The sequence below is a fragment of the Chryseobacterium aquifrigidense genome (assembly GCF_006716485.1).
GTDB classification, from domain to species: domain Bacteria; phylum Bacteroidota; class Bacteroidia; order Flavobacteriales; family Weeksellaceae; genus Chryseobacterium; species Chryseobacterium vietnamense.
Genome location: NZ_VFPD01000003.1, coordinates 24,229 through 49,068, shown reverse-complemented (window position 1 = coordinate 49,068; position 24,840 = coordinate 24,229). Strand labels below are relative to the sequence as shown.

Annotated in this window: 23 protein-coding genes; 13 read left to right on the top strand and 10 right to left on the bottom strand. The window is 37.2% G+C overall.

The window, feature by feature from the left end; all coding sequences use genetic code 11:
* Positions 1–26: 26 nt before the first annotated feature.
* On the bottom strand, positions 27–1,100 hold the full coding sequence (locus FB551_RS18805) for an RluA family pseudouridine synthase (RefSeq protein ID WP_185150225.1): 1,074 nt from the start codon (positions 1,098–1,100) through the stop codon (positions 27–29).
* Between the two features lie 73 nt (positions 1,101–1,173).
* A complete protein-coding gene (locus tag FB551_RS18800) occupies positions 1,174–2,265 on the bottom strand; it encodes a PASTA domain-containing protein (protein WP_047428481.1) in 1,092 nt (363 codons plus the stop codon).
* Between the two features lie 156 nt (positions 2,266–2,421).
* Here FB551_RS18800 and FB551_RS18795 point away from each other — a divergent pair, with 156 nt between their 5' ends.
* The 3 genes from FB551_RS18795 (at position 2,422) to FB551_RS18785 (ending at position 4,702) form a co-directional block, all read left to right on the top strand.
* Entirely contained in the window at positions 2,422–3,405 is a 984-nt protein-coding gene (locus FB551_RS18795) for a D-alanine--D-alanine ligase (protein ID WP_142018555.1), read from the top strand.
* Positions 3,406–3,491: 86 nt separating this feature from the next.
* On the top strand, positions 3,492–3,956 hold the full coding sequence (coaD, locus tag FB551_RS18790; protein ID WP_047428484.1) for a pantetheine-phosphate adenylyltransferase: 465 nt from the start codon (positions 3,492–3,494) through the stop codon (positions 3,954–3,956).
* 110 nt (positions 3,957–4,066) lie between these two features.
* Complete coding sequence (locus FB551_RS18785; protein WP_047428487.1) at positions 4,067–4,702, top strand: trimeric intracellular cation channel family protein; 636 nt, start codon at positions 4,067–4,069, stop codon at positions 4,700–4,702.
* A gap of 79 nt (positions 4,703–4,781) precedes the next feature.
* Here the strand turns inward: FB551_RS18785 and FB551_RS18780 are convergent, their stop codons facing one another.
* On the bottom strand, positions 4,782–5,351 hold the full coding sequence (locus FB551_RS18780; RefSeq protein ID WP_047428490.1) for a membrane protein: 570 nt from the start codon (positions 5,349–5,351) through the stop codon (positions 4,782–4,784).
* Between the two features lie 147 nt (positions 5,352–5,498).
* On the bottom strand, positions 5,499–5,996 hold the full coding sequence (locus FB551_RS18775) for a dihydrofolate reductase (RefSeq protein ID WP_142018554.1): 498 nt from the start codon (positions 5,994–5,996) through the stop codon (positions 5,499–5,501).
* A gap of 73 nt (positions 5,997–6,069) precedes the next feature.
* On the opposite strand from FB551_RS18775, the gene FB551_RS18770 reads away from it, so the two are divergent.
* The 5 genes from FB551_RS18770 (at position 6,070) to FB551_RS18750 (ending at position 10,511) form a co-directional block, all read left to right on the top strand.
* Positions 6,070–6,675 carry a LemA family protein gene (locus FB551_RS18770; RefSeq protein ID WP_047428498.1) on the top strand — a complete coding sequence of 202 codons (606 nt, stop codon included), beginning with the start codon at positions 6,070–6,072 and terminating at the stop codon, positions 6,673–6,675.
* A 2-nt stretch (positions 6,676–6,677) separates the two neighbouring features.
* A complete protein-coding gene (locus tag FB551_RS18765) occupies positions 6,678–7,106 on the top strand; it encodes a TPM domain-containing protein (protein WP_185150224.1) in 429 nt (142 codons plus the stop codon).
* The gene (locus FB551_RS18760) at positions 7,087–7,902 is read left to right on the top strand and encodes a TPM domain-containing protein (RefSeq protein WP_142018552.1); all 816 of its coding nucleotides are present in this window, start codon (positions 7,087–7,089) and stop codon (positions 7,900–7,902) included. Before FB551_RS18765 ends, FB551_RS18760 begins: the two co-directional genes overlap by 20 nt.
* 194 nt (positions 7,903–8,096) lie before the next feature.
* Positions 8,097–8,618 carry an NAD(P)H-dependent oxidoreductase gene (locus tag FB551_RS18755; RefSeq protein WP_142018551.1) on the top strand — a complete coding sequence of 174 codons (522 nt, stop codon included), beginning with the start codon at positions 8,097–8,099 and terminating at the stop codon, positions 8,616–8,618.
* 3 nt (positions 8,619–8,621) lie between these two features.
* The gene (locus tag FB551_RS18750) at positions 8,622–10,511 is read left to right on the top strand and encodes a monovalent cation:proton antiporter-2 (CPA2) family protein (protein WP_142018550.1); all 1,890 of its coding nucleotides are present in this window, start codon (positions 8,622–8,624) and stop codon (positions 10,509–10,511) included.
* Position 10,512: 1 nt separating this feature from the next.
* Here the strand turns inward: FB551_RS18750 and FB551_RS18745 are convergent, their stop codons facing one another.
* Positions 10,513–11,340, bottom strand: a complete 828-nt coding sequence (locus FB551_RS18745) for a head GIN domain-containing protein (RefSeq protein WP_142018549.1) — start codon at positions 11,338–11,340, stop codon at positions 10,513–10,515.
* Between the two features lie 254 nt (positions 11,341–11,594).
* On the opposite strand from FB551_RS18745, the gene FB551_RS18740 reads away from it, so the two are divergent.
* Both FB551_RS18740 and FB551_RS18735 read left to right on the top strand, forming a co-directional pair.
* On the top strand, positions 11,595–13,736 hold the full coding sequence (locus FB551_RS18740; RefSeq protein ID WP_142018548.1) for a M3 family metallopeptidase: 2,142 nt from the start codon (positions 11,595–11,597) through the stop codon (positions 13,734–13,736).
* 148 nt (positions 13,737–13,884) lie between these two features.
* Positions 13,885–14,262 (top strand): YchJ family protein, encoded by a 378-nt coding sequence (locus tag FB551_RS18735; protein ID WP_142018547.1) that lies wholly within the window; start codon positions 13,885–13,887, stop codon positions 14,260–14,262.
* A gap of 202 nt (positions 14,263–14,464) precedes the next feature.
* On the opposite strand, the gene FB551_RS18730 is transcribed toward FB551_RS18735, so the two are convergent.
* The 3 genes from FB551_RS18730 to FB551_RS18720 all read right to left on the bottom strand — a co-directional run bounded on the left by FB551_RS18730 (position 14,465) and on the right by FB551_RS18720 (position 16,228).
* A complete protein-coding gene (locus FB551_RS18730) occupies positions 14,465–14,965 on the bottom strand; it encodes an FKBP-type peptidyl-prolyl cis-trans isomerase (protein ID WP_047428521.1) in 501 nt (166 codons plus the stop codon).
* Positions 14,966–15,111: 146 nt separating this feature from the next.
* Entirely contained in the window at positions 15,112–15,360 is a 249-nt protein-coding gene (locus FB551_RS18725) for a VF530 family protein (RefSeq protein WP_047428524.1), read from the bottom strand.
* Between the two features lie 7 nt (positions 15,361–15,367).
* Positions 15,368–16,228, bottom strand: a complete 861-nt coding sequence (locus tag FB551_RS18720; protein ID WP_226798736.1) for a hypothetical protein — start codon at positions 16,226–16,228, stop codon at positions 15,368–15,370.
* Between the two features lie 158 nt (positions 16,229–16,386).
* Here FB551_RS18720 and FB551_RS23370 point away from each other — a divergent pair, with 158 nt between their 5' ends.
* The 3 genes from FB551_RS23370 to FB551_RS18710 all read left to right on the top strand — a co-directional run bounded on the left by FB551_RS23370 (position 16,387) and on the right by FB551_RS18710 (position 20,928).
* Complete coding sequence (locus tag FB551_RS23370; protein ID WP_167497896.1) at positions 16,387–16,539, top strand: hypothetical protein; 153 nt, start codon at positions 16,387–16,389, stop codon at positions 16,537–16,539.
* 144 nt (positions 16,540–16,683) lie between these two features.
* Positions 16,684–17,889 (top strand): metallophosphoesterase family protein, encoded by a 1,206-nt coding sequence (locus FB551_RS18715; RefSeq protein ID WP_142018546.1) that lies wholly within the window; start codon positions 16,684–16,686, stop codon positions 17,887–17,889.
* A 3-nt stretch (positions 17,890–17,892) separates the two neighbouring features.
* Positions 17,893–20,928 carry an AAA family ATPase gene (locus FB551_RS18710; RefSeq protein ID WP_142018545.1) on the top strand — a complete coding sequence of 1,012 codons (3,036 nt, stop codon included), beginning with the start codon at positions 17,893–17,895 and terminating at the stop codon, positions 20,926–20,928.
* Positions 20,929–21,003: 75 nt separating this feature from the next.
* Here the strand turns inward: FB551_RS18710 and FB551_RS18705 are convergent, their stop codons facing one another.
* Together FB551_RS18705 and FB551_RS18700 are read right to left on the bottom strand one after the other, a co-directional pair.
* Positions 21,004–22,029: an LLM class flavin-dependent oxidoreductase gene (locus FB551_RS18705; protein ID WP_047428533.1), complete on the bottom strand. Its 1,026-nt coding sequence runs from the start codon at positions 22,027–22,029 to the stop codon at positions 21,004–21,006.
* A gap of 389 nt (positions 22,030–22,418) precedes the next feature.
* Entirely contained in the window at positions 22,419–24,557 is a 2,139-nt protein-coding gene (locus tag FB551_RS18700) for a S9 family peptidase (protein WP_142018544.1), read from the bottom strand.
* Between the last annotated feature and the right edge of the window lie 283 nt (positions 24,558–24,840).

Below are 24,840 nucleotides of genomic sequence, written 5' to 3'. Positions count from 1 at the left end.
AATATAAAAAAAATCTCAATATATTTTTAGTTTTCTAAATAATTTCTCCATTTTTTTACAGCATCCGCCATATCTTTGGGCATTGGGCTCTCAAAATATAATTCCTTTTTTGTTGTTGGGTGCATAAATCCTAGGGTATGTGCATGAAGGGCATGTCTTGGCAAAATTTCAAAAACATTTTTAATAAACTGCTTGTATTTTGGAAGATTTACCCCTCTTAAAGGCGTATGTCCTTCATATCTTTCATCATTAAACAAAGTATGACCGATATGTCTGAAATGCGCTCTAATCTGATGGGTTCTTCCCGTCTCCAGTTTACATTCCACCCACGTCATATATTTGAATCTTTCAAGAACTTTATAATGGGTTACTGCATGTTTACCCTGGCTGCCATCTTCATAAACAGACATCTGCATTCTATTCTTAGGATGCCTTCCGATATGCCCTCTGATGGTACCTTCTTCGTCCTGCATATTGCCCCACACAAAAGCCCAGTAGAGTCTCTTTGTAGTTCGGTTAAAGAATTGCTTTGCCAGGAAACTCAATGCATATTCATTCTTGGCAATCACCAATAGCCCTGATGTATCTTTATCAATTCTGTGGACAAGCCCTACTCTGTCAAGATCAGATTTTTCACCGTTCTTTTCAAAATGAAAAGCCAGAGCATTTACCAATGTTCCATCCCAGTTTCCAAACCCTGGATGTACCACCATTCCCGCTTCCTTATCCACTACTACAAGATCATCATCTTCATAAACGATTTTCACAGGAATATCTTGTGGAATAATAACATTCTCTCTTGGAGGATGGGTAAGCAACACTGAAATCTGATCTCCCGGTTTTACACGGTAATTCTGCTTTACTGCAGTTCCATTCACTATCACATTTCCGGCTCTGCAGGTCTGTGAAATTTTATTTCTTGAAGAATTCTGTCTGTATATTAATAGGAACTTATCTATTCTTAAGGGTTCCTGCTTACTGTCAACAGTGATATTAAGATGTTCATACAAACCCTTATTTTCCTCGTCAATATCGATATTTTCAATACTGTTGGAATCTAATAATTCTTCATCTAAAAAATCTTCGTTATCTTCTGACATTGTTTTATTTTTTTTACACAAAAGGCTTCAACATTTTGCAGTTGAAGCCTGTATTTTTGATATTAATCTGATCTTATTCTACGACAACCTTCTTAGCTTTCGGCTTTTGGGCAGGCTGCTGTGTTGTTGTTGAAGCAGCTGGTTTAGCTGTACTTCCTGTCGCAGGAGTAGTGGTAGAAGTTTTAGGCTTCTCTGTACTTTGACCTGCAGGTTTAGAAGTTGTTGTCTGAGGCTTTGGAGTCTCAGTTTTCGGTACTTCAGGTTTTGGTGTCTCCCTTCTTGGAGCCGGAGTTGGTACTACGGGAGCTTCATAACTTGGCTCATTGTGCACTTCTTCATATCGTACCGGAGGAAGTGAAGTATCCACTTTCATACGATAGATAGAATTCAACTGCTCTACTTTTGCTCTTAATTCTGCGGGAGTTTTCTTACTCGCCCAAAGGTCAATCTGCATTCCCTGATCACGAACATCTCCGGAAGCAGGGTCCTGATAATAAATAATATCAGATTCATCTTTACTTCCATCTTCGTGCTCTACCAGCCCTACCTCAAACATACTCTTGGTAATTACTGCTCTTGCTTCTTTTACTGTAAGTCCCACAACATTCGGAATAGAGATATTTCTCATCGGCCCGGAACCTACCACAACATCAATCGTAGAGAATCTTGGTAAACGGGTACCTGGGTTCACAGCATTACCTTTATATAATATTCTTAAAAGAGCATCTTTCTGAATACTAGGCTCATAAATTGTATCACCGATTTTAAGTCCTACCTGATCCAATCTCTGGAATGCCAGTCCGGAATATTTATTAATTACATTCGGCACCGCAATAGGAGCCCATGTTCTCGGATTTACTTTAAGCGTTACGGTTCTTCCGTCTTTTACACGGGAACCTGGTGCAGGATATACCTGCAATACCTGGAATGGTCTGTATTTCGGGTCGTAATTGGCACTGTCTACTTCATATTCCAGCCCTGTATCATCTAATATTTTAACGGCATCATGTACCGATTTATTTACAATATTGGGAACAGGAATTTCCTGACCGTGGTTAGTATGGTACTCCAACCAGCGAAATGTGAGCCATACCAGCCCAACGAAAACACCGATGGCTACTACTAAATTCAGTAAAACTTTCCAATTGAAAAGTGATTTAAGCATACTTAAAAATACTTTAATTATAACCGCAAATATAGCTAATAATTTTAGAATGGACTTTTTATTTAACACAATTCATTTTTGATTTTAAAATTTGCCGATTTCCCGTATTGCATTACATAAAATGATTAAATTTGCCTTAATTGATACTATATGGTTATGAATAAAAAAAGTGTTGCCGTAGTAATGGGAGGCTATTCTGATGAATATGTTGTTTCTTTAAAAAGCGGACAATTGATTTATGATTCTTTAGACAGAAATCTCTATGACGTATATAAAGTAGTAGTCCTTAAAGATGAATGGTATTTTTTAGGTGAAAATGATACAAAATATGCCATCAACAGAGGAGATTTTTCTGTGACTTTAGATAATGGAGAAACTTTAAAATTTGATGTTTGTTTCAATATCATCCACGGAACTCCCGGAGAGAACGGAATCCTTCAGGCATACTGGGATGCCATCGGTCAAAAATATACAGGTTGTGATTTTTACCAGAGTGCCCTTACTTTCAATAAAAAAGACACTCTTGCCGTATTGTCAAAATACGGAATTCCATCTGCTAAAAGTATTTATTTAAGAAAAGGTGAAGACATCAATGTGGACGAAATTGTATCAGAACTCAACCTTCCATTATTTGTAAAACCTAACCAATCCGGATCTTCACTGGGAATTTCTAAAGTAAAAGAAAAATCTGAACTGATTGCAGCTACTGAAATTGCATTCAAAGAAGATAATGAAATCCTGATAGAGAGCTTCCTTGACGGTATGGAAGTTTCCGTAGGAGTTATTGATTTTAAAGGCGAAACAATTGTATTAGGAATTACAGAAATTGTTCCTACCAATGAGTTTTTCGATTATGAAGCAAAATACGAAGGAGCTTCAGAAGAAATTACACCTGCAAGAATTGATGAAGAAACCACAAAAAGAGTGGAAGAAATTGCGAAAAGAGCTTATAATTCTTTAGGAATGAGTGGTTTTTCAAGAAGTGAATACATTCTGATGAACGGAATTCCTTATATGTTGGAAATGAATACGAACCCTGGATTCTCTCCTGCAAGTATTCTTCCTCAACAGGCAAAACATTATGGAATTTCCATTATGGATCTGTGTGGAAATGAAGTAGAAAAAGCACTTAATAAATAATCAAAGGTTAGAAATGACAGGTCAGAAGTAAAATCAACTTAAAACTTCACCTGTTATTCACGACTCAAAATCATAACTCGTACAACATGAAAATTGCTGTTTTCCCAGGGTCTTTTGATCCGATTACACTAGGACATTACGATATTATAGAAAGAGCGGCACCGCTATTTGATAAATTAATTATCGCTATCGGGCAAAACTCTCAGAAAAAATATATGTTCCCTCTTGAAAAAAGAATGGAATTTATCCAGAATTCTGTTGCAGAATTCCCCAATGTGGAAGTAGATTATTTTGAAGGGCTAACCGTTGATTACTGTTTTGAAAAAAACGCACAATACATCATCAGAGGACTGAGGAATCCGGCTGATTTCGAGTTTGAAAAAGCAATTGCCCATACCAACAGAACTTTAGCCCACAAAAAACTGGAAACAGTATTCTTACTGACTTCTTCCGGAAAATCTTTCATCAGCAGCAGTATTGTAAGAGAAATCCTTAACCATGGAGGTGAATACGAACTACTGGTTCCTGAATCCGTGAGAGTGGAGCGGTAAAAAAATATAATTGATGAGCGATAAATGATAATTGATATAATGGCCAAGAATTTGCTTAAGCAGAAATCATTCATCAATTATCATTTATCAACAATCATTTATAATTATATATGCACGAACAGTTCAATTTTGCAATAGAAGTCCTTGGGACCATTGCCTTTTCCATGTCGGGAAGTTTTGCAGCGATGCAGAAACGGCTTGATCCGTTCGGGGTGCTTATTATTGCATTTGTAACTTCTGTAGGAGGAGGAACTGTAAGAGACCTGCTGCTTGACATCCCTGTTTTCTGGATGCATGATATTCTGATGTGTACCCTGATTCTGGTGACCAGTATTTTTTCAATGATTTTCAAATCTCTTGAAAAAAACTTTAAAGTAACTTTATTTATCTTCGACAGCTTCGGGCTCGGATTATTTACCATAATTGGTGTACAAAAAGGTTTGAATGCAGGAATCCATCCCATGATCTGTATTGCATTGGGAACGATTACGGGTTGTTTCGGTGGTATTATCAGAGATATATTACTCAACAGGATTCCTTTGATTTTCAGAAAGGAAATTTATGCTACAGCCTGTATTGTGGGAGGAGCAGTATTTCTGTTAATGACCAAATATTCTGTACTTTCCTATACTTTTGTACAGATTCTCACCATTCTCCTTATTGTTGCCATACGGACACTTGCTGTAAAATACCACTGGCAGATGCCTAAATTTTATGGCTACGACCATAATAATTCGGAAATGTAATTTAAACCCATTTAAATCCAATATTAAAAAACAAAAAAGTCCTGAAAATTCAGGACTTTTATAGTATATGTTAGGTTGACTAGAAGAATTTTCCTCTGTTTCTCATATTCGGGTTATGCATATGCTTCTGCATGGTTGGCATTTTCAACTGATCTTTCATCATTTTGATCTGATCGGTCATCATTCCTGCACTGTCCAGTCTTTTTGCTTCTTCCAGCAATTTCTGCCCTTCCTGTTTTCTTCCTTTAGAAATAGCGGCTGCTGCAAGATTTAAAGTAGCCATTGCTCTGTCGTGTTTCATATTCAAACCATATTCCAATGCTTTTTTCATGAAAGGTTCTACTTTTGCAGGATGATCCTGAGCTTGTGTCAATCCTGATAAATAATGGAAATATCCGTATTGAGTCTTATGAAGCTGTCCTTTATAATCTGTTATTTTGGATAACCATTCTCCGGCTTTCTCCATATTTTGTTTTCTCAATTGCCAGAATGCCAACAAGATATATTCGTTTTTAAAGAATAGTAAGATCGGAAATGCAGCCAATAGGAAAACAACAATACCCCACCCAAGATTTCTCGTGAAGAACATCATATAAAGTCCCAGTAAAATAAGGACTGCTGCTACTGCAATTTTTATGTATTTATTCATTATTAAATTTTAGAAGTGCAAAGATAATAAATTTAGGGCTTAAAGTTCAAAAAGTCAATGGTGAATGGTCAATTCGCTGCGTTTATTAACTTTGGAACTGCAAGAAATTCACGATTTACTTTGCGAAACAAAAACTGACTATTGGTTCTACGCTTCGTTTTTGATTTTTTCAAACGTCTGGAAACAGAAATCATAGCCATTCTTTTCATCTTTCTCATGGCAGATTTCGTTGGTCATTCTCCAGATTTTCGGATCTATTTTAGGAAAGAATGTATCAGCCTGAAGATCTGCTTTCACCAAAGTCACTTCAAGCCTGTCCACAACATCCATAGTCTGCTCGTAGATGTTTCCACCACCAATTACAAAAACTTCTTCATCAATTTTTTTAGCAAATTTCAATGCTTCTTTAATGCTTCCTACGATAAGAATTCCTTCTTCGAACCAGTCTTTCTTTCTTGACACAACAATGTTGGTACGGTTCGGAAGGGCTTTCCCAATACTTTCATAGGTTTTTCTACCCATGATTACAGGATGCCCGGAAGTAATATCTTTAAAATGTTTCAAATCTTTGGGAAGATGCCAAAGCAACTGGTTTTCAAAACCAATTTCATTTTTCTCTCCCATTGCCACCACTATTGTTGTCATTCAAATAATTTTTTACAAAATTAGCACATAATTTGTATATTTGGTTAGCACAAAAAATTTAAAAAAATAAACTATGAAAAATAAAGGATGTCTGGGTGCAGGAACCATTGGTATCGCCCTCCTTATTATTGTTGCTGTTTTATTCTTCTGGGGAAAAAGCGGCTATAACAATTTTGTGAACAAAGAACAGACTGTGAATGCAAAATGGTCTAATGTAGAGACTGTATATCAGAAAAGAGCGAACCTCATTCCTAACCTGGAAAGAACTGTAAAATCGTATTCAAAATTTGAGCAGGAAACTTTAACTCAGGTTGTGGAAGCCCGTTCCAAAGCGACTTCTATCAATATTGATCCTACGAATATGACCGAAGCTGATCTGGCTAAATTCCAGGCAGCACAGGGAGAATTATCCGGTGCATTAAGCAGATTGATGGCCGTGGTAGAGTCTTATCCTAACTTAAAAGCTGACCAGCAGTATATCAATTTCCAAAGAGAATACACTGCGATCGAAAACAGTATCAGAACTGAAACTGTTTATTATAATGATGCTGCAAAGGATTATAATACTTCCATCAAGACTTTCCCGAATAATATTCTGGCGAATTTCACCAATTTCAAAGAAAAACCTTATTTCAAAGCTGATGCAGGTGCTCAGAAAGCCCCTGAAGTATTCAAATAATAATGGGTAATTTCCTAACAAATCAACAGATCGCTTCCCTTGTGGAAGCGATTCAGTCTGCGGAAGATCATTCTACAGGAGAGATCAGAGTGCATATTGATTCCAATACTGAAAACCGGGATGCCAAGACAGCATTTGAAGTTTTCAAAAAACTGGCTATGGATAAAACTGCAGACAGAAATGCCGTGCTTTTCCATGTCAACTTTGAACAGAAATATCTTACCATCATTGGAGATATCGGCATTCATGAAAAAGTAAAACAATCTTACTGGGATCATCTTCACGATTATATCACCGCCGAATTTGCCAAAGGAAATTATCATCAGGCCCTGAAAAGTGCCATCCTGGAAACAGGACTTGAACTCAAAAAACATTTTCCTGTAGAAGGAGAAAACCCAAACCAACTCCCAAATGAAATTACGTTCTCTTAAAATAGTATTTTCATTTTTACTACTCTGCTTTTACACTTTTGTATCAGCACAATACACCATTCCCGAAAAACCTGCAGTGCTGTATCCTGTTTTTGATGAAGCCGGATTGCTTTCTCAGCAGGAAAAAGATGCACTTAATCATAAACTGATCAAGTTTGCAGATTCTACCTCAACAGAAATCGAAGTAGTAATTATCCGATCCACCAAAGGAGAAGATGTCAACTTTCTGGCAACCATGTTTGGCGAGAAATGGAAAATCGGAAAAAAAGGAGTTGATAACGGAGTTGTCTTTCTTATTGCAACGGAAGACAGAACGATGTCTATACAGCAGGGACGTGCTGTAGAACAATACCTTACCGCTTCAGTAGCCGGACAGATCTTAGATTATATTGTTACCCCAAATTTTAAGAAGGGACTTTGGTATGAAGGGATCAACGGTGGAACCTCAGCGATTATGGAAGCTGTTGAGGGGAAATTCAAACCTGTAGCTACCACGGCTCCTTCCGGCAATGGAAGTGCCTTTAAAGTTCTTATCATAGCTTTTATTATTTTCATCATCATTGCTATCTTATTTGGTAACAGAGGCGGCGGGAGTGGTGGAAATAATGACGACGATGATGATGTGATCATCACCAGAAGAGGACGCAGAAATTATCCCGGTGGTTTCTTCCCATTCCCTGGCAGCTTCGGAGGAGGCGGCTTTGGCGGAGGAAGTTCTGGCGGCGGTGGCGGCGGCTTTGGAGGTTTCGGCGGCGGTGGAAGTTTTGGAGGAGGCGGTGCATCCGGAGGTTGGTAAAAATTAACATTTCAAAATTGATATAAAATCAGATCATTATGATCTGATTTTTTTATTTAAAAATCTAAAATAACATCGATTCTTTACCTTTTATTAATATTAAATTGACATTTAGGTGTTAAAAAGTTAATAAAACCTCATAAAAACCACCTTTTATTCAATATTTTTTCACTATATTTACGGAAAACAGGATTATGAAGAAGACGCTGGTAGTATTTGCACACCCTTATCTGGAGCACTCCAATTCGAATGTAGAGCTCATCAATTTCTACGTTCGACACCAGCATTATACCCTGAGAGATCTTTACGAAGAATACCCCGACTTTCATATCGCTGCTTTCCGGGAAAGAAAACGCCTTAAAAACTATGAGCGTTTTATCTTCCAGTTTCCCCTGATATGGTTCGGCATGCCGCCACTCCTCAGATTATGGATTGATGAAGTTTTCGACAGAGACTGGCTGAAAGAAGGTGAACTTAATCCCCTGGAAGGCAAAGAAGTCTATATCCTGATAACGACTGGAGGAAAAGAAAGATCTTTCAGTAAAACAGGAACCTATCAATATACCATAGATGAACTGATCAGCGGGCTTATTGTTTCATTAAGGGTTTTCAAAGCAGATATTAAGCATATTAAAATCGTATACGAAGCTAACAAGCTCTCTAAAAAAGAAATTATTTTACATAAAAAAGAATTCACAGAACTACTCAATCAATAGCATATGGAATCCAGCTTAGCGATGAACACATTAATTTTCCTCGGTGTAGCCATTATCATGGTTCCATTGGCAAGGAAATTAGGGTTGAGTTCTGTAATCGGTTATATTCTGGGAGGAATCCTTATAGGGCCTTATGTCCTTAAACTTACAGGAAACAATGTCAATGATATTATGCATGCCAGCGAATTTGGCGTTATCATGCTTTTATTTTTGGTAGGATTAGAACTGGAGCCCCGTAAGTTCTGGGAAATGAGAAAGAAAATAATGGGCCTTGGACTATCTCAGATGGCTCTTACCATTCTTCTGCTTTTCCTGGTATTCACAAGCGTAGGCTGGAGAGTAGACAAAGCGATTGCCATTGCCATGTGTTTTGCATTATCTTCTACTGCCATTGTTCTGCAGACTTTACAGGAAAAAAACAATCTCAAAACTACCGCCGGAGAAGCTTCATTTTCTACCCTTCTGTTTCAGGATATTTCAGTGATTCCCATTTTAGCAATATTGCCTATTCTAGCCAATTATAAAGCCAAACATCATGACAATGAAATCCAGATTCTGATTCAAAAACTTCCGGAATGGCTTCAGGCCGGAACTGTAATTTTTGGAGTTGCATTGCTTATTCTGCTGGGTAGATATGTCTTTGTTCCTTTCCTGCGTTATGTTTCAAAATCGGGAATGACAGAACTCCTGACTGCTTCTTCGCTATTTCTTGTTATTGGTGTATCAGAGCTAATGGTGGTGATTGGCCTTTCACCTGCTTTGGGTGCTTTCCTGGCAGGAGTAATGCTTGCCAACAGTGAATTCCGCCATGAGCTGGAAGCGCAGATTGATCCGTTCAAAGGGCTTTTACTGGCTGTCTTTTTCGTCAGCGTAGGATCAACCATTAATTTTAATATTATTCAGAAAGATCCCTTATTTATCTTCAGTACTGTTTTTGCCGTGCTGGCCGTAAAGTTTGTGGTTTTATATGCCATTGGAAAATTTTTCAGGATAGATACTCCCCAAAGTCTTTTTTATGCATTTGCTCTTTCTCAGGTCGGGGAATTTGCATTTGTACTGCTTAATTATGCCTCGGATCTTTATCTTTTAGGCCCGGAGATGAATGCCCAAATGATGGCGGTAACAGCAATTACGATGTGTATTACTCCTATCCTGCTTATCATCAATGACAGACTGATTACTCCAAAATTCATTAAAGAAATTCCCGAGACAGATCATGATTATAATATTCTCGATAGCGATGTTGCTCAAAAGAAAATTATTATTGTAGGTTTTGGGCATTTTGGAAGTACTGTAGGACGTCTTTTAAAAGCCAATAAAATATCCGCTACGGTTTTGGACCGGGATTCCGACCGTGTGAAACTGCTCAGAAGCTATGGTTTTAAAGTATATTATGGGGACGCTACCAGGATTCCTATTTTAAGAGCTGCAGGAATTGAAGATGCTGAAATTCTGGTTTTATGCCTGGATGATCCGGATGATAATAAATTTATTGCAGAACTTGTCCGTGAACATTATCCCAATGTGAAAATTTTTGTAAGAGCAAAAAACAGAATTGATGCTTATGATTATCTGAACAGCGGGGTCAATCACATCTACCGTGAAACACTGGGAACAGCAGTAGATATGGCTGTAGATGTACTTCATGAAACCGGAATGAGAAAATATGCCGCAAGACGTCTTGGCCAAAGATTTATGGCTATTGATAAAGCATCAATCAGGAAGCTGGCAAAAATGAAGGAAAATGATGAAGATATTACTCTGTTTACCACAAAAGAAATCCTCCAGCGAGAGGAGGATTTATTGGCTTATGATAATCTTAATTTTGATAATAAAAACTGGGAAGGATCCTCATCAGTTGATGAAGAAGATGAGGAAGAATCTCAGGATTAATTTACTGGATGTTTACGCTTCCTCCGCTGCTTTCTTCTTTTATCACATTCTTAAGCTCACCTTTTTTCGAGATATCCACACTTCCACCGGATGAAGCACCTGCTTTCACACTGGAAACAGCACTTATGTGAACACTTGCTCCACTGGAAGCATCTGCTTCTACATCCTCAGCAATAACATTTTTAGCTGAAACACTGCTTCCCGAAGAAGCACTTATCTCTACTTTTTTTGCTTTTCCTGAAAGATCCAGGGTTGATCCTGATGAAGATTCAACATCAAGGTTTACCGCCCATATTTTTCCATCAAAACTACTGCTGCTGCTTACATTGATATCCATATCATTAGCTTCGAGATCTCCGGAAATACTTCCTGCACTTGATGCTTCGATCTCTGCTTTCTCCTGAGTAAATTTATCTTTTACAACAATTCTCGCTGCTGAATCGGCAAGGAGTTTCTTAAAGTCTTTTGCATAGATCTTCGCTGTTACTTTGCTGATATTCATCACTCTGATCCCCGGCTTATAATGAATATGTAATTTTCCACCATCATTATCTACAAGAATTTCATCAATGATACTTTGAGGTGCTGAGATTTCTACTCTTTCTGTTTCAGATTTTATAACCTCTGCTTCAATAGCCTGTGAAACCTGAATTTCATCAAAATCTCCATTAAATTCTTTATGCTGTATCGGGCCGCTTTCCTTGCTCACTACCTTCTCTACCCAATTACCCCTGTCTTCTTCTCTGTCTCTGTTTCTGTTCTCATGTTTATCATTACATGAGGCTAAAGCCACTAAGGCTGAAAAAATAAATAAAGTCCTTGTTTTCATGCTTATTCCTTTTGTTAATTTTTTGTTGATTTCTTTATTTAAATAACAACTAATTTATAAAAAATATTACATTACATTTGAAAATACTGTAATAGTCTGCAAGAGAGATTATTTGGAAAGACTTTTCAGGTCTTCAGCTACTTAACTGATTCATTGTAGAATACCCGCAAAATGGCTTAAAGAAATACATTTGCCAAAATATATTCTATGATACAAGTTTTTAATATCTTTATGGTTTAATAACAACTATATTTATGAAGAATATTTCATCGGTATTATTAATTTCTGCCTTGGCGTTCAATCAATCTTGTACTACAATGAAACAGACCGATATTCAACAGGAGCTTCCAGCACCTGATCCCTCTTTATCTTCAAATCCTTTTATGAAGAAGAGCAAGCTTCAGTACGAAGCTCCAGAGTTTGACAAAATTAAAAATGAGCACTTCAAACCTGCTTTTAACTACGGTTTAAAGCAGCATGAAGCTGAAATTATAAAAATTGCCAATAATCCGGCTGCCCCTACTTTTGAAAATACCATCGTGGCATTGGAAAAAAGCGGTGAAGTACTGAGAAGAGCACAAATTGTATTTTCAAATCTTACCAGTGCTAATACGAATCCTACATTACAGACTTTAGATGAAGAATATGCTCCTATTTTTGCCGCACATTCTGACAAACTGTACCTGAATGAAAATCTTTATAAAAGAATACAATCCATCAAAGAAGATGGTCTTGATTCCGAAAGCAAAAGACTGGTACAATATTATAAGCAGAACTTTGAAATTGCAGGTGCTAATCTTTCTGCAGCGGATAAAGAAAAATTAAAGCAGCTCAACCAGGAACTGGCTTCTCTTTCTACCCAATATTCCAATAAATTACTGGAAGCAAGAAAGCAGGGTGGAGTTTTCTTTTCCGATGCAAAAGAACTGGATGGACTTTCTGCTGATGAAATTGCTGCAGCAGCAGCTGATGCCAAAACAGCAGGTCAACCGGGAAAATATCTTCTGGCTTTACAAAATACCACACAGCAGCCTCTTTTACAAAATTTAAAAAACAGAGCTACCAGAGAAAAGCTATTCAAAGCTTCGTGGACAAGAGCTGAAAAAGGTGATGCTAATGATACAAGATCAACGATAGAACAACTTGCCAAACTGAGATTGAAGAAAGCTCAGATCTTAGGAAAGAAAAACTTCGCTGAATGGAAACTTCAGGATCAGATGGCAAAAACACCTGAAGCTGCCACGAAACTGATGAACCAGATTGCTACTCCGGCAGTGGAAACTGCAAGACGTGAAGCAAAAGATATCCAGGATCTTATCGACCAGCAGAAAGGAGGTTTCAAGGTAGAACCATGGGACTGGAATTTCTATGCTGAACAGGTAAGAAAAGCTAAGTTTGATCTTGATGAAAGTGAAATAAAACCTTATTTTGAAATTACAACCGTTCTTGAAAAAGGAGTTTTCTTTGCCGCTGAAAAATTCTACGGACTGACTTTCAAAAAGAGAACAGATCTTCCTGTTTACCATCCTGATGTAGTAACGTATGAGGTTTTCGATCATGATGGGAAATCTATTGCCATTTACTACCTGGATTTCTATACAAGAGATTCTAAAAATGGTGGTGCATGGATGAGTAATTTTGTAGAACAGTCTTATTTACTGGGAACAAAGCCTGTAATCGTTAACTGTTACAATTATCAGAAGCCGGCTCCGGGAAAACCTTCATTAATAAGCTATGATGATGTGTCAACCATCTTCCATGAATTTGGTCACTCTATTCACGGAATGTTTGCCAGCCAGAAATACCCTTCACTTTCGGGGACAAATGTACCGAGAGACTTTGTGGAATTTCCATCTCAGATCAATGAGCACTGGGCTTTAGATCCTGTTGTTCTGAAGAATTATGCAGTACATTATGAAACAAAACAGCCTATTCCGCAGGCTTTGGTAGACAAGATTAAAAAAGCATCTACTTTCAACCAGGGTTATATGACTACTGAATTGGTTTCTGCAGCTGAACTTGATATGGATTGGCATACAGTAAGCAATGAAAGTCAGTTTATTCCTGTTTTAGATTTTGAAAAACAGTCTTTGGCAAGCCATGGATTCAATTTGGCAACGGTTCCGCCGAGATATCACACTCCTTATTTTGCCCATATCTGGGGAGGCGGATATTCTGCAGGATACTATGCTTATTTATGGTCTGAAACTTTGGATAACGATGCATGGGAATGGATCAGTAAGAATGGAGGGTTAACCAGAGAAAATGGTGACCGTTTCAGAAAATATATTCTTTCTGTAGGAAATTCTGTAGACCTGAACCAGGCATTCAGAGATTTTACAGGACACGATCCGGATATCAAACCTTTATTGAGAAACAGAGGGTTTATTAAATAAATTAACAGGAAGCATTCTTTAATTAGAGTGCTTCTTTTTTATGTTTCGGCTAAAGCCAATGGATTTTTATTTCTTTATTTTTTAACGGGCTAAAGCCCGTTTCTATTGATATTGATTATTTTTGCATCTCAAATTTTAAATACAATATATGGACTGTCCATGCTGTTCAGGGAAATCCTACGAGGAATGCTGTAAACCTTATCATACCGGAGAAAAACATGCTCCCACAGCTGAAGCTCTGATGCGCTCAAGATTTTCTGCTTTTGCCATTCCGAATGGTCAATATCTGATGGAGACTACTCTTCCGGGAAAAAGAAAATACCACAATAAAAAAGATCTTCAGGAATGGGGAGAAATCAACCGGTGGACGAAACTGGAAATCATCAGAACCCCTGCTTTAAACCATGTAGAATTTAAGGCTTATTATACGGATCAGGACGGTCATCCGCAAGTTCATCATGAGTTTTCTGTTTTTCAGAAGATGCATGAACGCTGGTATTATGTTTCCGGAGAGTTTTTGGATTAGTAAGTATAGAGTGATGCTTTGTGTGTAGAACCCCCCCGTCAAAAATTCTTTGAATTTTCGCCGCCCCTCCGGTAGAGGGGAACGCCAAGCATTCGATAGCTGGTGTACCTTATAAATAAAAATAGCCAAAGAATTATCCTTGGCTTATTTTGTATCATTTATCTAATATAATATCCGACTTTTCGGATATTATATTATTTTTTTAGTGACCTTCAGTACCGTCAATTCCGTGAGCGTGACCATGTGCCAGCTCCTCTTCAGTGGCCGGACGAGTACTTAAAACTTCCACGTCGAAATCTAAAACTTTACCCGCCATCGGGTGGTTAAGGTCTGCTACTACAACTTCCGGAGTAATTTCTACTACAAAAGCCTGAAAGTTATTTCCCTGATTGTCTGATAAAGGTAAAATAGCTCCTACAGGTGGAAGTCCTGATTCTTTGAACATTTCCACTGGTAACTGTGCAATAGCATCCGGCTGTCTTTCACCGTAAGCTTCTTCAGGCTGAATCACAAATGCAGCTTTATCACCTGCTTGTAAGCCAAGGATATTTTGTTCAAATTTTGGAATCATCATTCCCACACCATACAAAAATGTAAGCGGATTTTCTGTTGTTGTTTCTTCTACAAGAATCTTACTTCCATCTGGTTCGATAGTGTGAAGTATATACTTTACAGCTACAACGTGATTGTTTTCGATTGTCATATTTTTTCTTTTTTTCGTGATTTTGTTTCACGATTAATCATACAAATATACTCTTTTTGAAATGATTCAATGAGCCTGGAAGATGGGAGATGGAAGATGGAAGCTATGAGAGGCATAAAGAAAAATAAATTTCCCTGTTACAGCCATTATTTTTTTCTATTCTCCTCTCTTTTTTTCTGCCTCAGGACAAAAAGATACAGGCTCTCCACTTTTGTTCTTGCCCATGGTGTTTTCCGTAGAAATTTCAGGGAAGAATTTATACTTGGGTTATCTGTAAAACATTTTATATTGATCTGTTCGCCAAGCCTTTCAAAACCTTGATAATATTCTACCAGTTCTTCAAGGATAGCATCCAGTCTTTTTCCGTGTAGAGGATCTTTGGATTGTTGCTCCATCTTTTTTTTATTTTTTTGAATCTTGAGTATCTTTATTTTCTGCCTTCTTATTTTTCTCCCGTTGATAATTGGCTATCTTTTTAAAGTTTTCAGTTTTCATTACAAATGCCCTGTTCGATTTATGATTCCATATACTAGCATACTTTTTGGAAACTGTTGTATAGGTTTCCCATCCTGTAAGATTTTGATATAGCATAAGGGTACAAATATCTGTAGGAGTAATCTGCTGCCAGTTATCCAAAACATGAGAATGAACTCCACTTGCATCACTATCTTTGTTGATATTGGTTATATCATGAACAATTATTCCTTTATGTAGTTTTTCAACATTTTTTATTTCATTATTATTATTGAAAGTCAGCAGATAATCATTTCCGAAAACAACAACATTATTGACAGAAGGTCCGGTTAAAACATACACTTTCTTAGAATCCTGCTTAATGATAGGAACCAGATTAAAGTTTGTATTATTATACTGCTTAAAAATGGTGTCATTGCTTATTCTGGCAAGAGCTTTCTGTCTGATGGTAAAATAATCCTGCTCAACAGAAGTGAAATCCCTTTCAGACAAATCAATTTTTGCATTAGCAGGGTTATAATTGGTAGGAAAAGAAACTGTAGCCACCACTTTATTCTGCTTGGAGAAGAAAATACATTTAGGGACATCATCTAAATAAGAAAAATATCCTCCTATATTTTCCATATTTCTGTAATTCTCTTTTACGATATCTGTACCATACCAACTTGCCATTTCACTACGATATAATGCTATCCCTTCTTCTGTTACCTCCTTTGATATTTTCTCAAGGTCTTGAGCATTAATAGACATCCCTAATAAAGCCAATAATATTGTTAAACAAAACTTCATGAATATTAATTTTCATCAAAAATACTAATAAAATAAATCTGCCCGAAAAAGATTTGTATAGGGTTTAAATTTAATCATCAATCTATATTTTTATATTTTGTTTCTTATTTTTGAAGAAGCTATTTCTTACCAATAAAAATTATCTGCTATAAAAAAACATGAGCAAAAATAACGAAGCAAACAGGAAGAAAAATAAAAAGAAAATTGATCAGAAAAAACGTAAAATACAAAATGCTGAAGCGGAAAGGAAAGCAAAATTAAAACAGATCCGGGAAGATTTCAAAGCCAGAGAAGCTGACCATAAGCTGTAAATTGTTTTTATCTGATTAAGGGAAACCTTATTTTTTTAAATGAAGTATTCTCTATCTTTACATGGTAATACCTGCAAATAATTTTCTACCCAACAAGTTGAGAATTACGTTGCACATACTCTTTTTAATTCTCAAATTTAAGTTATGAAAATCCTCCACACTGCCGACTGGCATTTGGGTAAACGCCTCGACCGTTTTTCAAGACTGGAAGAACAGGTTTTGGTGATGAATGAAATTGTTCAGATTGCTGACGAACAAAATGTTGATCTGGTATTAATTGCCGGTGATCTCTTTGATAATTTCAATCCAGGTGTAGAGGCTGCTGAACTTTTTTATAAAACCTTAAAACGTTTATCACTGAATGGTAAACGCCCTGTGATTGCTATTTCCGGTAATCATGATTCTCCAAGCTTAATCAATGCTCCCGATCCTCTGGCAAGGGAATGCGGAATTATTTTAATTGGTCATCCTAAAGCTGAGATCGTGCCCTTCGGTACAGGATATTTCAACATTACCAACTCGAAAGAAGGTTTTATAGAGCTGAAAATTGATGGTATAAATTTTCCGGTAAGAATTCTTCACACTCCTTTTGCGAATGAGATTCGTTTAAAGGAATATTTTGGTGAAAATAAAGAAGAAGAAATCAACAAAGTACTTGCACAGGAATGGAAAAATCTTGCGGATCAGTTCTGCGATGATACCGGAGTGAATCTTCTGACTGCTCATTTATACATGAATAAAAGAGGGGCAGAAATTCTGGAAGAACCCGAAGGAGAAAAACCGATTAAAATAGGAAATGCAGATTTGATTTTTTCGGACAGCATTCCTGAGCAGATTCAATATACGGCATTGGGCCACCTTCATGGTTTTCAGAATATCGGAACGAAGGAAAAACCTGTTGTTTATTCATCTTCTCCTCTGTGCTACAGTTTCAGTGAAGCCGGACAAAAGAAGTATGTTTCCATTATAGATGTAGAACCCGGGAAAGCAGTTTCTTACGAGAAGAAGATATTGGAAAATGGCAGAACTCTGGTGAGAAAAACATTTAATTCTATCGAAGATGCCGTTCAATGGCTTAGTGATCATCCCAATACATTTATAGAGCTCACACTGGAAAGTGAAACTTTTTTAACGGCTGATGAAAGAAGATTGATTTATCAGTCTCACAACGGAATTGTACACCTTATTCCAAAAGTCAGGAATCTGGAATTGTCAGAAGATCAAAACCACGTGATCAATTTGAGCCAGGATATTGATATTTTATTCAAAGATTATTTTAAATCTAAAAACGGCGGGCAGGAAGCCAATGAAGAACTGATGAATTTGTTTAACGAAATTTTAAATGCATAAGCCATGATTCCTGTTCAACTAACTATCGAAGGACTTTACTCGTATCGGGAACGCCAGACTATTGATTTCAGAAATCTTACCGAAGCAGGATTATTTGGGATTTTCGGAGCGGTGGGTTCCGGAAAATCTTCTGTTCTGGAAGCCATTTCTTTTGCTTTATACGGAGAAACGGAACGTCTGAATATGCGTGATAAAAGGGCTTATAACATGATGAATTTAAAATCAAACAGTTCTTATATAGAATTTGATTTTATTAATTATGAAAATAAACTTTTCCGCGCTGCCCGTGATTTTAAGAGAAATTCAAAAAAGTTTGAAGAAGTAAAGCCTAACGCGGTTACATTTTATGAAAACATCAATGGCAAATGGATTCCACTGGATCACTCAAATGCAGAATCCATCATTGGGCTAAGCTATTCCAACTTCAAAAGAACCATTATTATTCCGCAGGGACAGTTCAAAGAATTCCTTGAATTAGGTGCCGCAGAGAGAACAAATATGATGAAGGAGATCTTTAATCTTCAGAAGTTTGATCTTCAGAACAATGTTTCTGCACTGAATGTAAAAAACAGATCTGAACTGGATCAGCTGGAAGGACAATTAAAAGGCTTCGAAGAAATCAATGAGGAAAAAATCCGGGTTGAGAAAGAACAGCTTTCAGAGGAGCAGAAAAAACTCTCCGAATCCAATGAAAAACTGGAGAAGGTTTCCCAAATCTATCAACAGCTGAAAAACCTGAAAAGTGATTTCGAAAGTTTACAGCAGAATAAAGGAAAGTTCAGTAAACTCTCTGAAGAAAAGCCTCAAATAGATGCACTGGAAACACAGGCAGAATTATACGACAGGGTTTTCAGAATTTTCAACCCATTGATTATTGAGAAAAACAAACTTTTAAAAGAGATTACTGCGAAACAACACGAAAAAGAACAGCAGATTAAATCCTGGCAGGAAACTGAAAAGGCTTTCAATACTGTAAAAGAACAGCTCACCGCTCTTGAACCACAATTTAAGGCATTAGAACAATCCAGAATTCAGGAAAATGATCTGAACCTCATCATTCAGATTCTGAAATTTTCGGAAGAGATCAAAGTTCTGAATGAAAGAACTCAGAAAGGTTCCGAAAAGGTAAAAGAAGTGGATGCTCATAAAGAGAAAATTCAAAAGACAATTGATGAACTTTCTGTACAGATTAAAAATTTAAAAGAACAGAAACTTGATTCTGCCCTGCTTTCTGAAGTCGGAAACTGGTTTATTCAACAAAAAAATTTAAAAAAATCACTTCAGGAACAGGCGGAAAAAATTGAGAAACATCAAAAACTGATTGGAGAAATTGCAGAAGAATTAAAGCCTTTTGCTTATACCGAAAATTATAAAGAAGATTTCAGAATCAAAAAAGAAACCTTAGAAACCAGGAAAAAGGAACTTTCCCAAAAATTGGATCATCTCAAAATACAAAAAGAGCTTTCCCGTTTTGCCAGTGAGCTTCATGACGGTGAAAACTGCCCTCTTTGCGGTTCCAAAGAACATCCGCATATTGTGGAATTTCATGATGTGAATGCTGAGCTGAAGGAAATTCAAGAGAAAATAACTTCTTTGGAACAGGAAACTATTGGTCTTCAAAAGCAGGAAGCTGAAATTGACAAGATTCTGGACCGTAGAAAAATCTTTGAGGAACAGCTTCTTTCAGAGCAGAAAGTGACTCTTCAGATTCAGAAGGACATTGAAAATCATCTGTTTAATTTTACCTGGAAATCATTTTCACCTGACAAGGAAGGGGAATTTGAGAAAAAACGTTCAGACTCGTTTTCGCTGGAGAAGAAGATTGAAGAAACGGAACGTACTCTAGCTGTTGAAAGGGAAAATATTGACAGAGAAACCAAAACACTGGAAAAGTATAAGAGCGCTCTGGAAGCTTTCCGTCTGGAAGAAGTTTCAAAACAGGAACAAATCAATATCAGCCGTTCTGCGCTTAAAATTCTGGAGTGGAATCTGTATGCTGAAAAGGAAATAAAAGAGATTGAAGAATCTTATCGAAAGCTTGCCCTTTCTAATAAAGAGATTGAAGAAAATTATCAGAAGACCGTAGAACAGGAAAAAATTCTTTCTCCAAAACTTGCTGAACAGAAAACTATTGTCAACCAATCTGAAAAGCAGATTGCAGCACTTGAGAAGGAAATTTCAGGAAATGAGGAGGCTATTTTCAAAGCTTTGGCAGATCAGAATTTTACAGAAGTTAAAGAAGTTGAGAATATTTTACTTCAGGAGATTAATATTCAATTGGTAAGAGCTAAAGTTCAGCATTTCAAAGTTGAATTCGAAGCTTTAAAGAAATTCATTACAGAACTGGAACTAAAACTGAAAGGCCTTTCATTTAATAATGAACAGTTTTCTCTGGCTGAGCAGCAATTCAATGAAGCACAGGGTGAGCAGAAAAAAATAAGTGATTCCGTAGTCACAAAAACTGCCGAAATAGACCGACTGGAAAAGGAGTTTGTGAAAAAAGAGGAACTTCTGAAAGAACTTGTAAAACTGCAAAAACGCTCAGAGAATTTGAAAATCATGATGAACCTTTTTAAAGGTGCTGGTTTTGTACAATATGTTTCGTCTATTTATCTGAGACAGCTTTGTGATCATGCCAATGTGCGTTTCCACCGGATGACCAGAAACCAGCTGAGTATCCAGCTTAATGAAAATAACGATTTTGAAATCATTGATTACCTCAACGAAGGAAGAAGCAGAAGTGTAAAAACGCTTTCCGGAGGACAGGCCTTTCAGGTATCGTTAAGCCTTGCTCTGGCACTGGCAGAAAGTGTTCAGGCCAATGCACAGGCGGACAAGAATTTCTTCTTTATTGATGAAGGTTTCGGAACGCAGGATACAGAATCCGTGAATATCGTATTTGAAACGCTTACCAATCTGATGAAAGAAAACAGGATTGTAGGTATTATTTCGCATGTTGAAGAGCTAAAGGAAAAGATTCCGACGGCTCTGAATATTATTAAAGATGAAGAAAGAGGAAGTATCATTGAAATTATTTAGTCCGGTATATTTAAAATAACAAAAGCCACAAAATAACAGATCTTTTGTGGCTTTTGCTATCAATAAACTTCCCTGTTACAGTCCTTTTATAACAGGCTTCACCTCATTTCCAAACAATTCAATAGATTTCATCATTACCTCATGAGCAGGATCTCCTACATCCATATGCCCGATAAACCTTGTAATTCCGAAAATCTCTTTCATATATGCAATCTTATCTGCTACTTCAGCAGGACTACCGATAAATAGTGCACCATCTTTGCTTCTTCCTCCGTCATACTGTGCTTTTGTATATGGAGCCCACCCTCGGGAAGCGCCTATCCTATCCATCTGCGATTTATAATTATGGAAATATCCATCGACTACTTTTTGATCATCACTCACAAAAGTATGGGAGTGGATTGCGATCTGCATTTTAGAAACATCATGTCCCGCTTTTTGGTATTCCTGCTTATAGAATTCGATCAGGTTTCTGAACTGAATTGGCATTCCTCCAATGATAGCCACCACTAAAGGCATTCCCAATTGTGCAGCACTTAAAACAGATTGCGGAGTTCCTCCAACGGCTCTCCAGATGGAAAGTTTTCCGTCATTTTTTGCTCTTGGATATACCGTCTGATTCTGCATCGGAGCACGAAGCTTTCCTGACCAGCTTACATTTTCCTCAGTATTGATTTTCAGCAATAATTCTAATTTTTCGTCAAATAGCTGTTCATAGTCATTCAACGAATAGCCATACAAAGGAAATGATTCTATGAAACTTCCACGTCCTACAAATATTTCTGCTCTTCCGTCTGAAATTAAATCCAGCGTTGAAAAATCTTCATATACTTTTACCGGCTCCGAAGAACTCAAAACAGTCACTCCACTGGCCAGTTTTATATTTTTTGTAATACTTGCTGCTGCTGCCAAAACAATCTCCGGAGAGGAAACAGCGTAATCCGGACGGTGATGTTCTCCCATAGCGAAAACATCAATTCCTACCTCATCCATCAATTTTACCTGATCCAGTATTTCACGGATCTTAATTCCTGCATCTCTATATTTTCCGGTTGACTGGTCAAAAGCCAGATCCCCGAACATTCCTATTCCTAATTCCATATTGTTGATTTTAGTGATACAAAGTTACCACTATGGAAAATCAAAAACATTGATGTTTGTTAAGATCGAAAAGTTACTTTTTTAAAACACAAATAACACTAATGTATCACTAATAACACGAGAGTGTCATTGCGAGCAAAGCAAATTGTACTTTTGTTGGAAAGCGCAAAGGCGCAAAAGGATCTTTATCTTCATCTGTTTAAGGCGCAAGAAAATCGAAGATTTTCAGCAAAGATTTGTGCAAATAGTATTAGAGTTGAACAATTTTATCTCAGATAAAATCTTTGCGCCTTACAACATAATCCATTTAATAATCCTGCGCCTTTGCGTTTTCCAAAAAGATTAGCAAAAACAAAAAATCCAGCCTGGTTTTAGGCTGGATTTCTTTATTATTTCTTCAGATATAAATCAAAATAATCTGTAATCTTCTGCATCAGGTGAACCCTGTCTTTCCCGATCACGTTATGCGGATGTCCCGGATACGTAAAGTAATCCAGCTGAACTCCGTTATCCACAGCAGATTTGATGAATTTAATAGAATGCTGCCATACTACTACATCATCCTGCGCTCCGTGGATCATCAGTAATTTTCCTTTCAGGTTCTGAACTTTATCCAAAAGATTAGCAGCTGCATATCCCTGTGGATTTTCCTGTGGCGTGTCCATATATCTTTCTCCGTACATAATCTCGTACATACTCCAGTCGATCACTGGTCCTCCTGCTACTCCTACTTTGAATACATCCGGTTTACGAAGCATAAAGCTTGTTGTCATAAATCCTCCGAAACTCCATCCGTGGATTCCCATTTTGTCTCCATCTACATACGGAAGAGATTTTAAGTAGTCTACTCCTTTCATCTGGTCGTTCATTTCTGTAGTTCCCAGATTTCTGAATACAGCCTGCTCAAACTTCATTCCACGGTTAGAAGAACCTCTTCCGTCCATTGTGAAAATGATGTAACCGTTTTGAGCCATATATTCGTACCAAAGGTTTCCTGAAGCCGGGAAGCTGTTGGTGATCAGCTGTAAATGTGGCCCGTTGTACAGATAAACAATAGTTGGATATTTTTTATTCGGGTCAAAATTGGTTGGAAGGATGATTTTTCCATACAAAGGAGTTCCGTCATCAGCCTTTAATTCTACATTTTTTATTTCCGGTCTCTGATAATTCTTTAATGGATTCTCAGAAGTAAGGATATTGGTCGTTTTTAAATTGGCTGTATTGATAATGTTGGCAACTCTTGGTGAATTGGCATTACTGTATGCATCATAAAGATAATTCCCGTCACTGCTCAAAGTTCCGATGTGCATTCCTTCTTCACTGTCCAGCCTTTGCATCTTAAAGTTGGTCCAGTTAATTTTATACAAATGTCTTTCTAAAGGAGTTTCTTTTGTTGAAGTGAAATAGATTTCTTTTTTCTTCTCGTTGAATCCTAAAATATCTGTTACCAGCCAGTCACCTTTCGTGATTTGTGCTACCAGACCTTTCTCAAGGCTGTAATGGAACAAGTGGTTATATCCTGTTCTCTGACTCTGCCAGATGAAGTCTGTATTAGAATTAGGGAAGAAAGTAAGCGGGTGTTGTGGCTCCACATATTTGCTGTCTGTTTCCTCAAATAACGTTTTTACCAATTCTCCTGTCGCAGCGTCATACTGATTCATTTTCATATGATTCTGACCTCTGTTCAGAATAGCTACAAAGATATACTTTGAATCGGGGCTCCAGGTAACGGCTGTCAGATATTGGTCTTTTTCACCTTCCACTTTTAAGAAAGTGGTTGACTGAGTTTTAATATTGAAAACCCCTAATGTCACCTGGTGAGAAGTCTGTCCAGCCATTGGATATTTGATATTATGGTTTACAGCAGGAGTTACAGACCAGTCGATGATCGGATAATCTGCTACCATACTCTGATCCATTTTATAGAAAGCTACGCTCTCAGAGTTCGGTGCCGGGAAAATTCCGGTATCAATTCCGAATTCATTTCTGTGAACCGCCTGTCCGCTAATGATATTTTCATTGCTTTCGCTGGTTACAGCAATGGTTTTCCCATTTCTGTTTACAAATAAATTATTCTTTGCAGTGAAGGCAAAAGTCTGACCGTCCCCAAACATTTTCACGTTTGCAGCATCCTCGTCAATTGTGGCTGTACTTTTTACTTTCCAATCGTTTCCTGATTTTTCAATCCATGACATTTTACCACCTGTTGTAAAATACCCACTGGAATTTCCTGTAAATTTAATGGGTGGAACAGCTTTAAACTTATCATTGGAAAGATTTCTGTTCAGTTGGCTCAACGAGATCAAAGTATCCTGTTTGTTGGTCTTCAAATCTGTAATCAGATAACCGCCTTTTACGGCCTGAATATAGGATTTCCCATCTGCAGCCCATGAAAACTGGGAGATATTTTTCACAGCAAGGTTGGTTCTCATTCCATTTACAGCCTCCGCCATGGTAAACTTCTGGGTCTGGGCAAATGCTGAACTGCCTAAAACCAGCATCAATAAAGAAAATTTATGTAATTTCATTGTATAAAATTGAATCCTCCAAAAATAAGAAATAAAAACCATTCGTTAAGAAATGTTAAATTAAAACATTCATAAAATGGAATTCATGCATTCAAAGGAATTATTCCTTAACTTAATAGTAGAATTTTTAATGGGATAGGTGAATGGTCAATGGTCAATCCGCTACGCCTGTCAATTTGATATTGAAATAAATTAACCATTCACTTGCAAAAGTGATGATTAATGTTAAAAACTCATTTCTTATCCTATATCAATGACTTGTATAGGTACGCTGTCCTAAATT

Coding starts and splice junctions, on each gene's coding strand:
- FB551_RS18700 (WP_142018544.1), bottom strand. CDS start 24,557: ATGAAATTACATAAATTTTCTTTATTGATGCTGGTTTTAGGCAGTTCA.
- FB551_RS18745 (WP_142018549.1), bottom strand. CDS start 11,340: ATGAAAACAAGGACTTTATTTATTTTTTCAGCCTTAGTGGCTTTAGCC.
- FB551_RS18715 (WP_142018546.1), top strand. CDS start 16,684: ATGAAAATCCTCCACACTGCCGACTGGCATTTGGGTAAACGCCTCGAC.
- FB551_RS18795 (WP_142018555.1), top strand. CDS start 2,422: ATGAATAAAAAAAGTGTTGCCGTAGTAATGGGAGGCTATTCTGATGAA.
- FB551_RS18755 (WP_142018551.1), top strand. CDS start 8,097: ATGAAGAAGACGCTGGTAGTATTTGCACACCCTTATCTGGAGCACTCC.
- FB551_RS18785 (WP_047428487.1), top strand. CDS start 4,067: ATGCACGAACAGTTCAATTTTGCAATAGAAGTCCTTGGGACCATTGCC.
- FB551_RS18750 (WP_142018550.1), top strand. CDS start 8,622: ATGGAATCCAGCTTAGCGATGAACACATTAATTTTCCTCGGTGTAGCC.
- FB551_RS18710 (WP_142018545.1), top strand. CDS start 17,893: ATGATTCCTGTTCAACTAACTATCGAAGGACTTTACTCGTATCGGGAA.
- coaD (WP_047428484.1), top strand. CDS start 3,492: ATGAAAATTGCTGTTTTCCCAGGGTCTTTTGATCCGATTACACTAGGA.
- FB551_RS18770 (WP_047428498.1), top strand. CDS start 6,070: ATGAAAAATAAAGGATGTCTGGGTGCAGGAACCATTGGTATCGCCCTC.
- FB551_RS18720 (WP_226798736.1), bottom strand. CDS start 16,228: ATGAAGTTTTGTTTAACAATATTATTGGCTTTATTAGGGATGTCTATT.
- FB551_RS18725 (WP_047428524.1), bottom strand. CDS start 15,360: ATGGAGCAACAATCCAAAGATCCTCTACACGGAAAAAGACTGGATGCT.
- FB551_RS18760 (WP_142018552.1), top strand. CDS start 7,087: ATGAAATTACGTTCTCTTAAAATAGTATTTTCATTTTTACTACTCTGC.
- FB551_RS18765 (WP_185150224.1), top strand. CDS start 6,678: ATGGGTAATTTCCTAACAAATCAACAGATCGCTTCCCTTGTGGAAGCG.
- FB551_RS18740 (WP_142018548.1), top strand. CDS start 11,595: ATGAAGAATATTTCATCGGTATTATTAATTTCTGCCTTGGCGTTCAAT.
- FB551_RS23370 (WP_167497896.1), top strand. CDS start 16,387: ATGAGCAAAAATAACGAAGCAAACAGGAAGAAAAATAAAAAGAAAATT.
- FB551_RS18730 (WP_047428521.1), bottom strand. CDS start 14,965: ATGACAATCGAAAACAATCACGTTGTAGCTGTAAAGTATATACTTCAC.
- FB551_RS18775 (WP_142018554.1), bottom strand. CDS start 5,996: ATGACAACAATAGTGGTGGCAATGGGAGAGAAAAATGAAATTGGTTTT.
- FB551_RS18780 (WP_047428490.1), bottom strand. CDS start 5,351: ATGAATAAATACATAAAAATTGCAGTAGCAGCAGTCCTTATTTTACTG.
- FB551_RS18735 (WP_142018547.1), top strand. CDS start 13,885: ATGGACTGTCCATGCTGTTCAGGGAAATCCTACGAGGAATGCTGTAAA.
- FB551_RS18705 (WP_047428533.1), bottom strand. CDS start 22,029: ATGGAATTAGGAATAGGAATGTTCGGGGATCTGGCTTTTGACCAGTCA.
- FB551_RS18800 (WP_047428481.1), bottom strand. CDS start 2,265: ATGCTTAAATCACTTTTCAATTGGAAAGTTTTACTGAATTTAGTAGTA.
- FB551_RS18805 (WP_185150225.1), bottom strand. CDS start 1,100: ATGTCAGAAGATAACGAAGATTTTTTAGATGAAGAATTATTAGATTCC.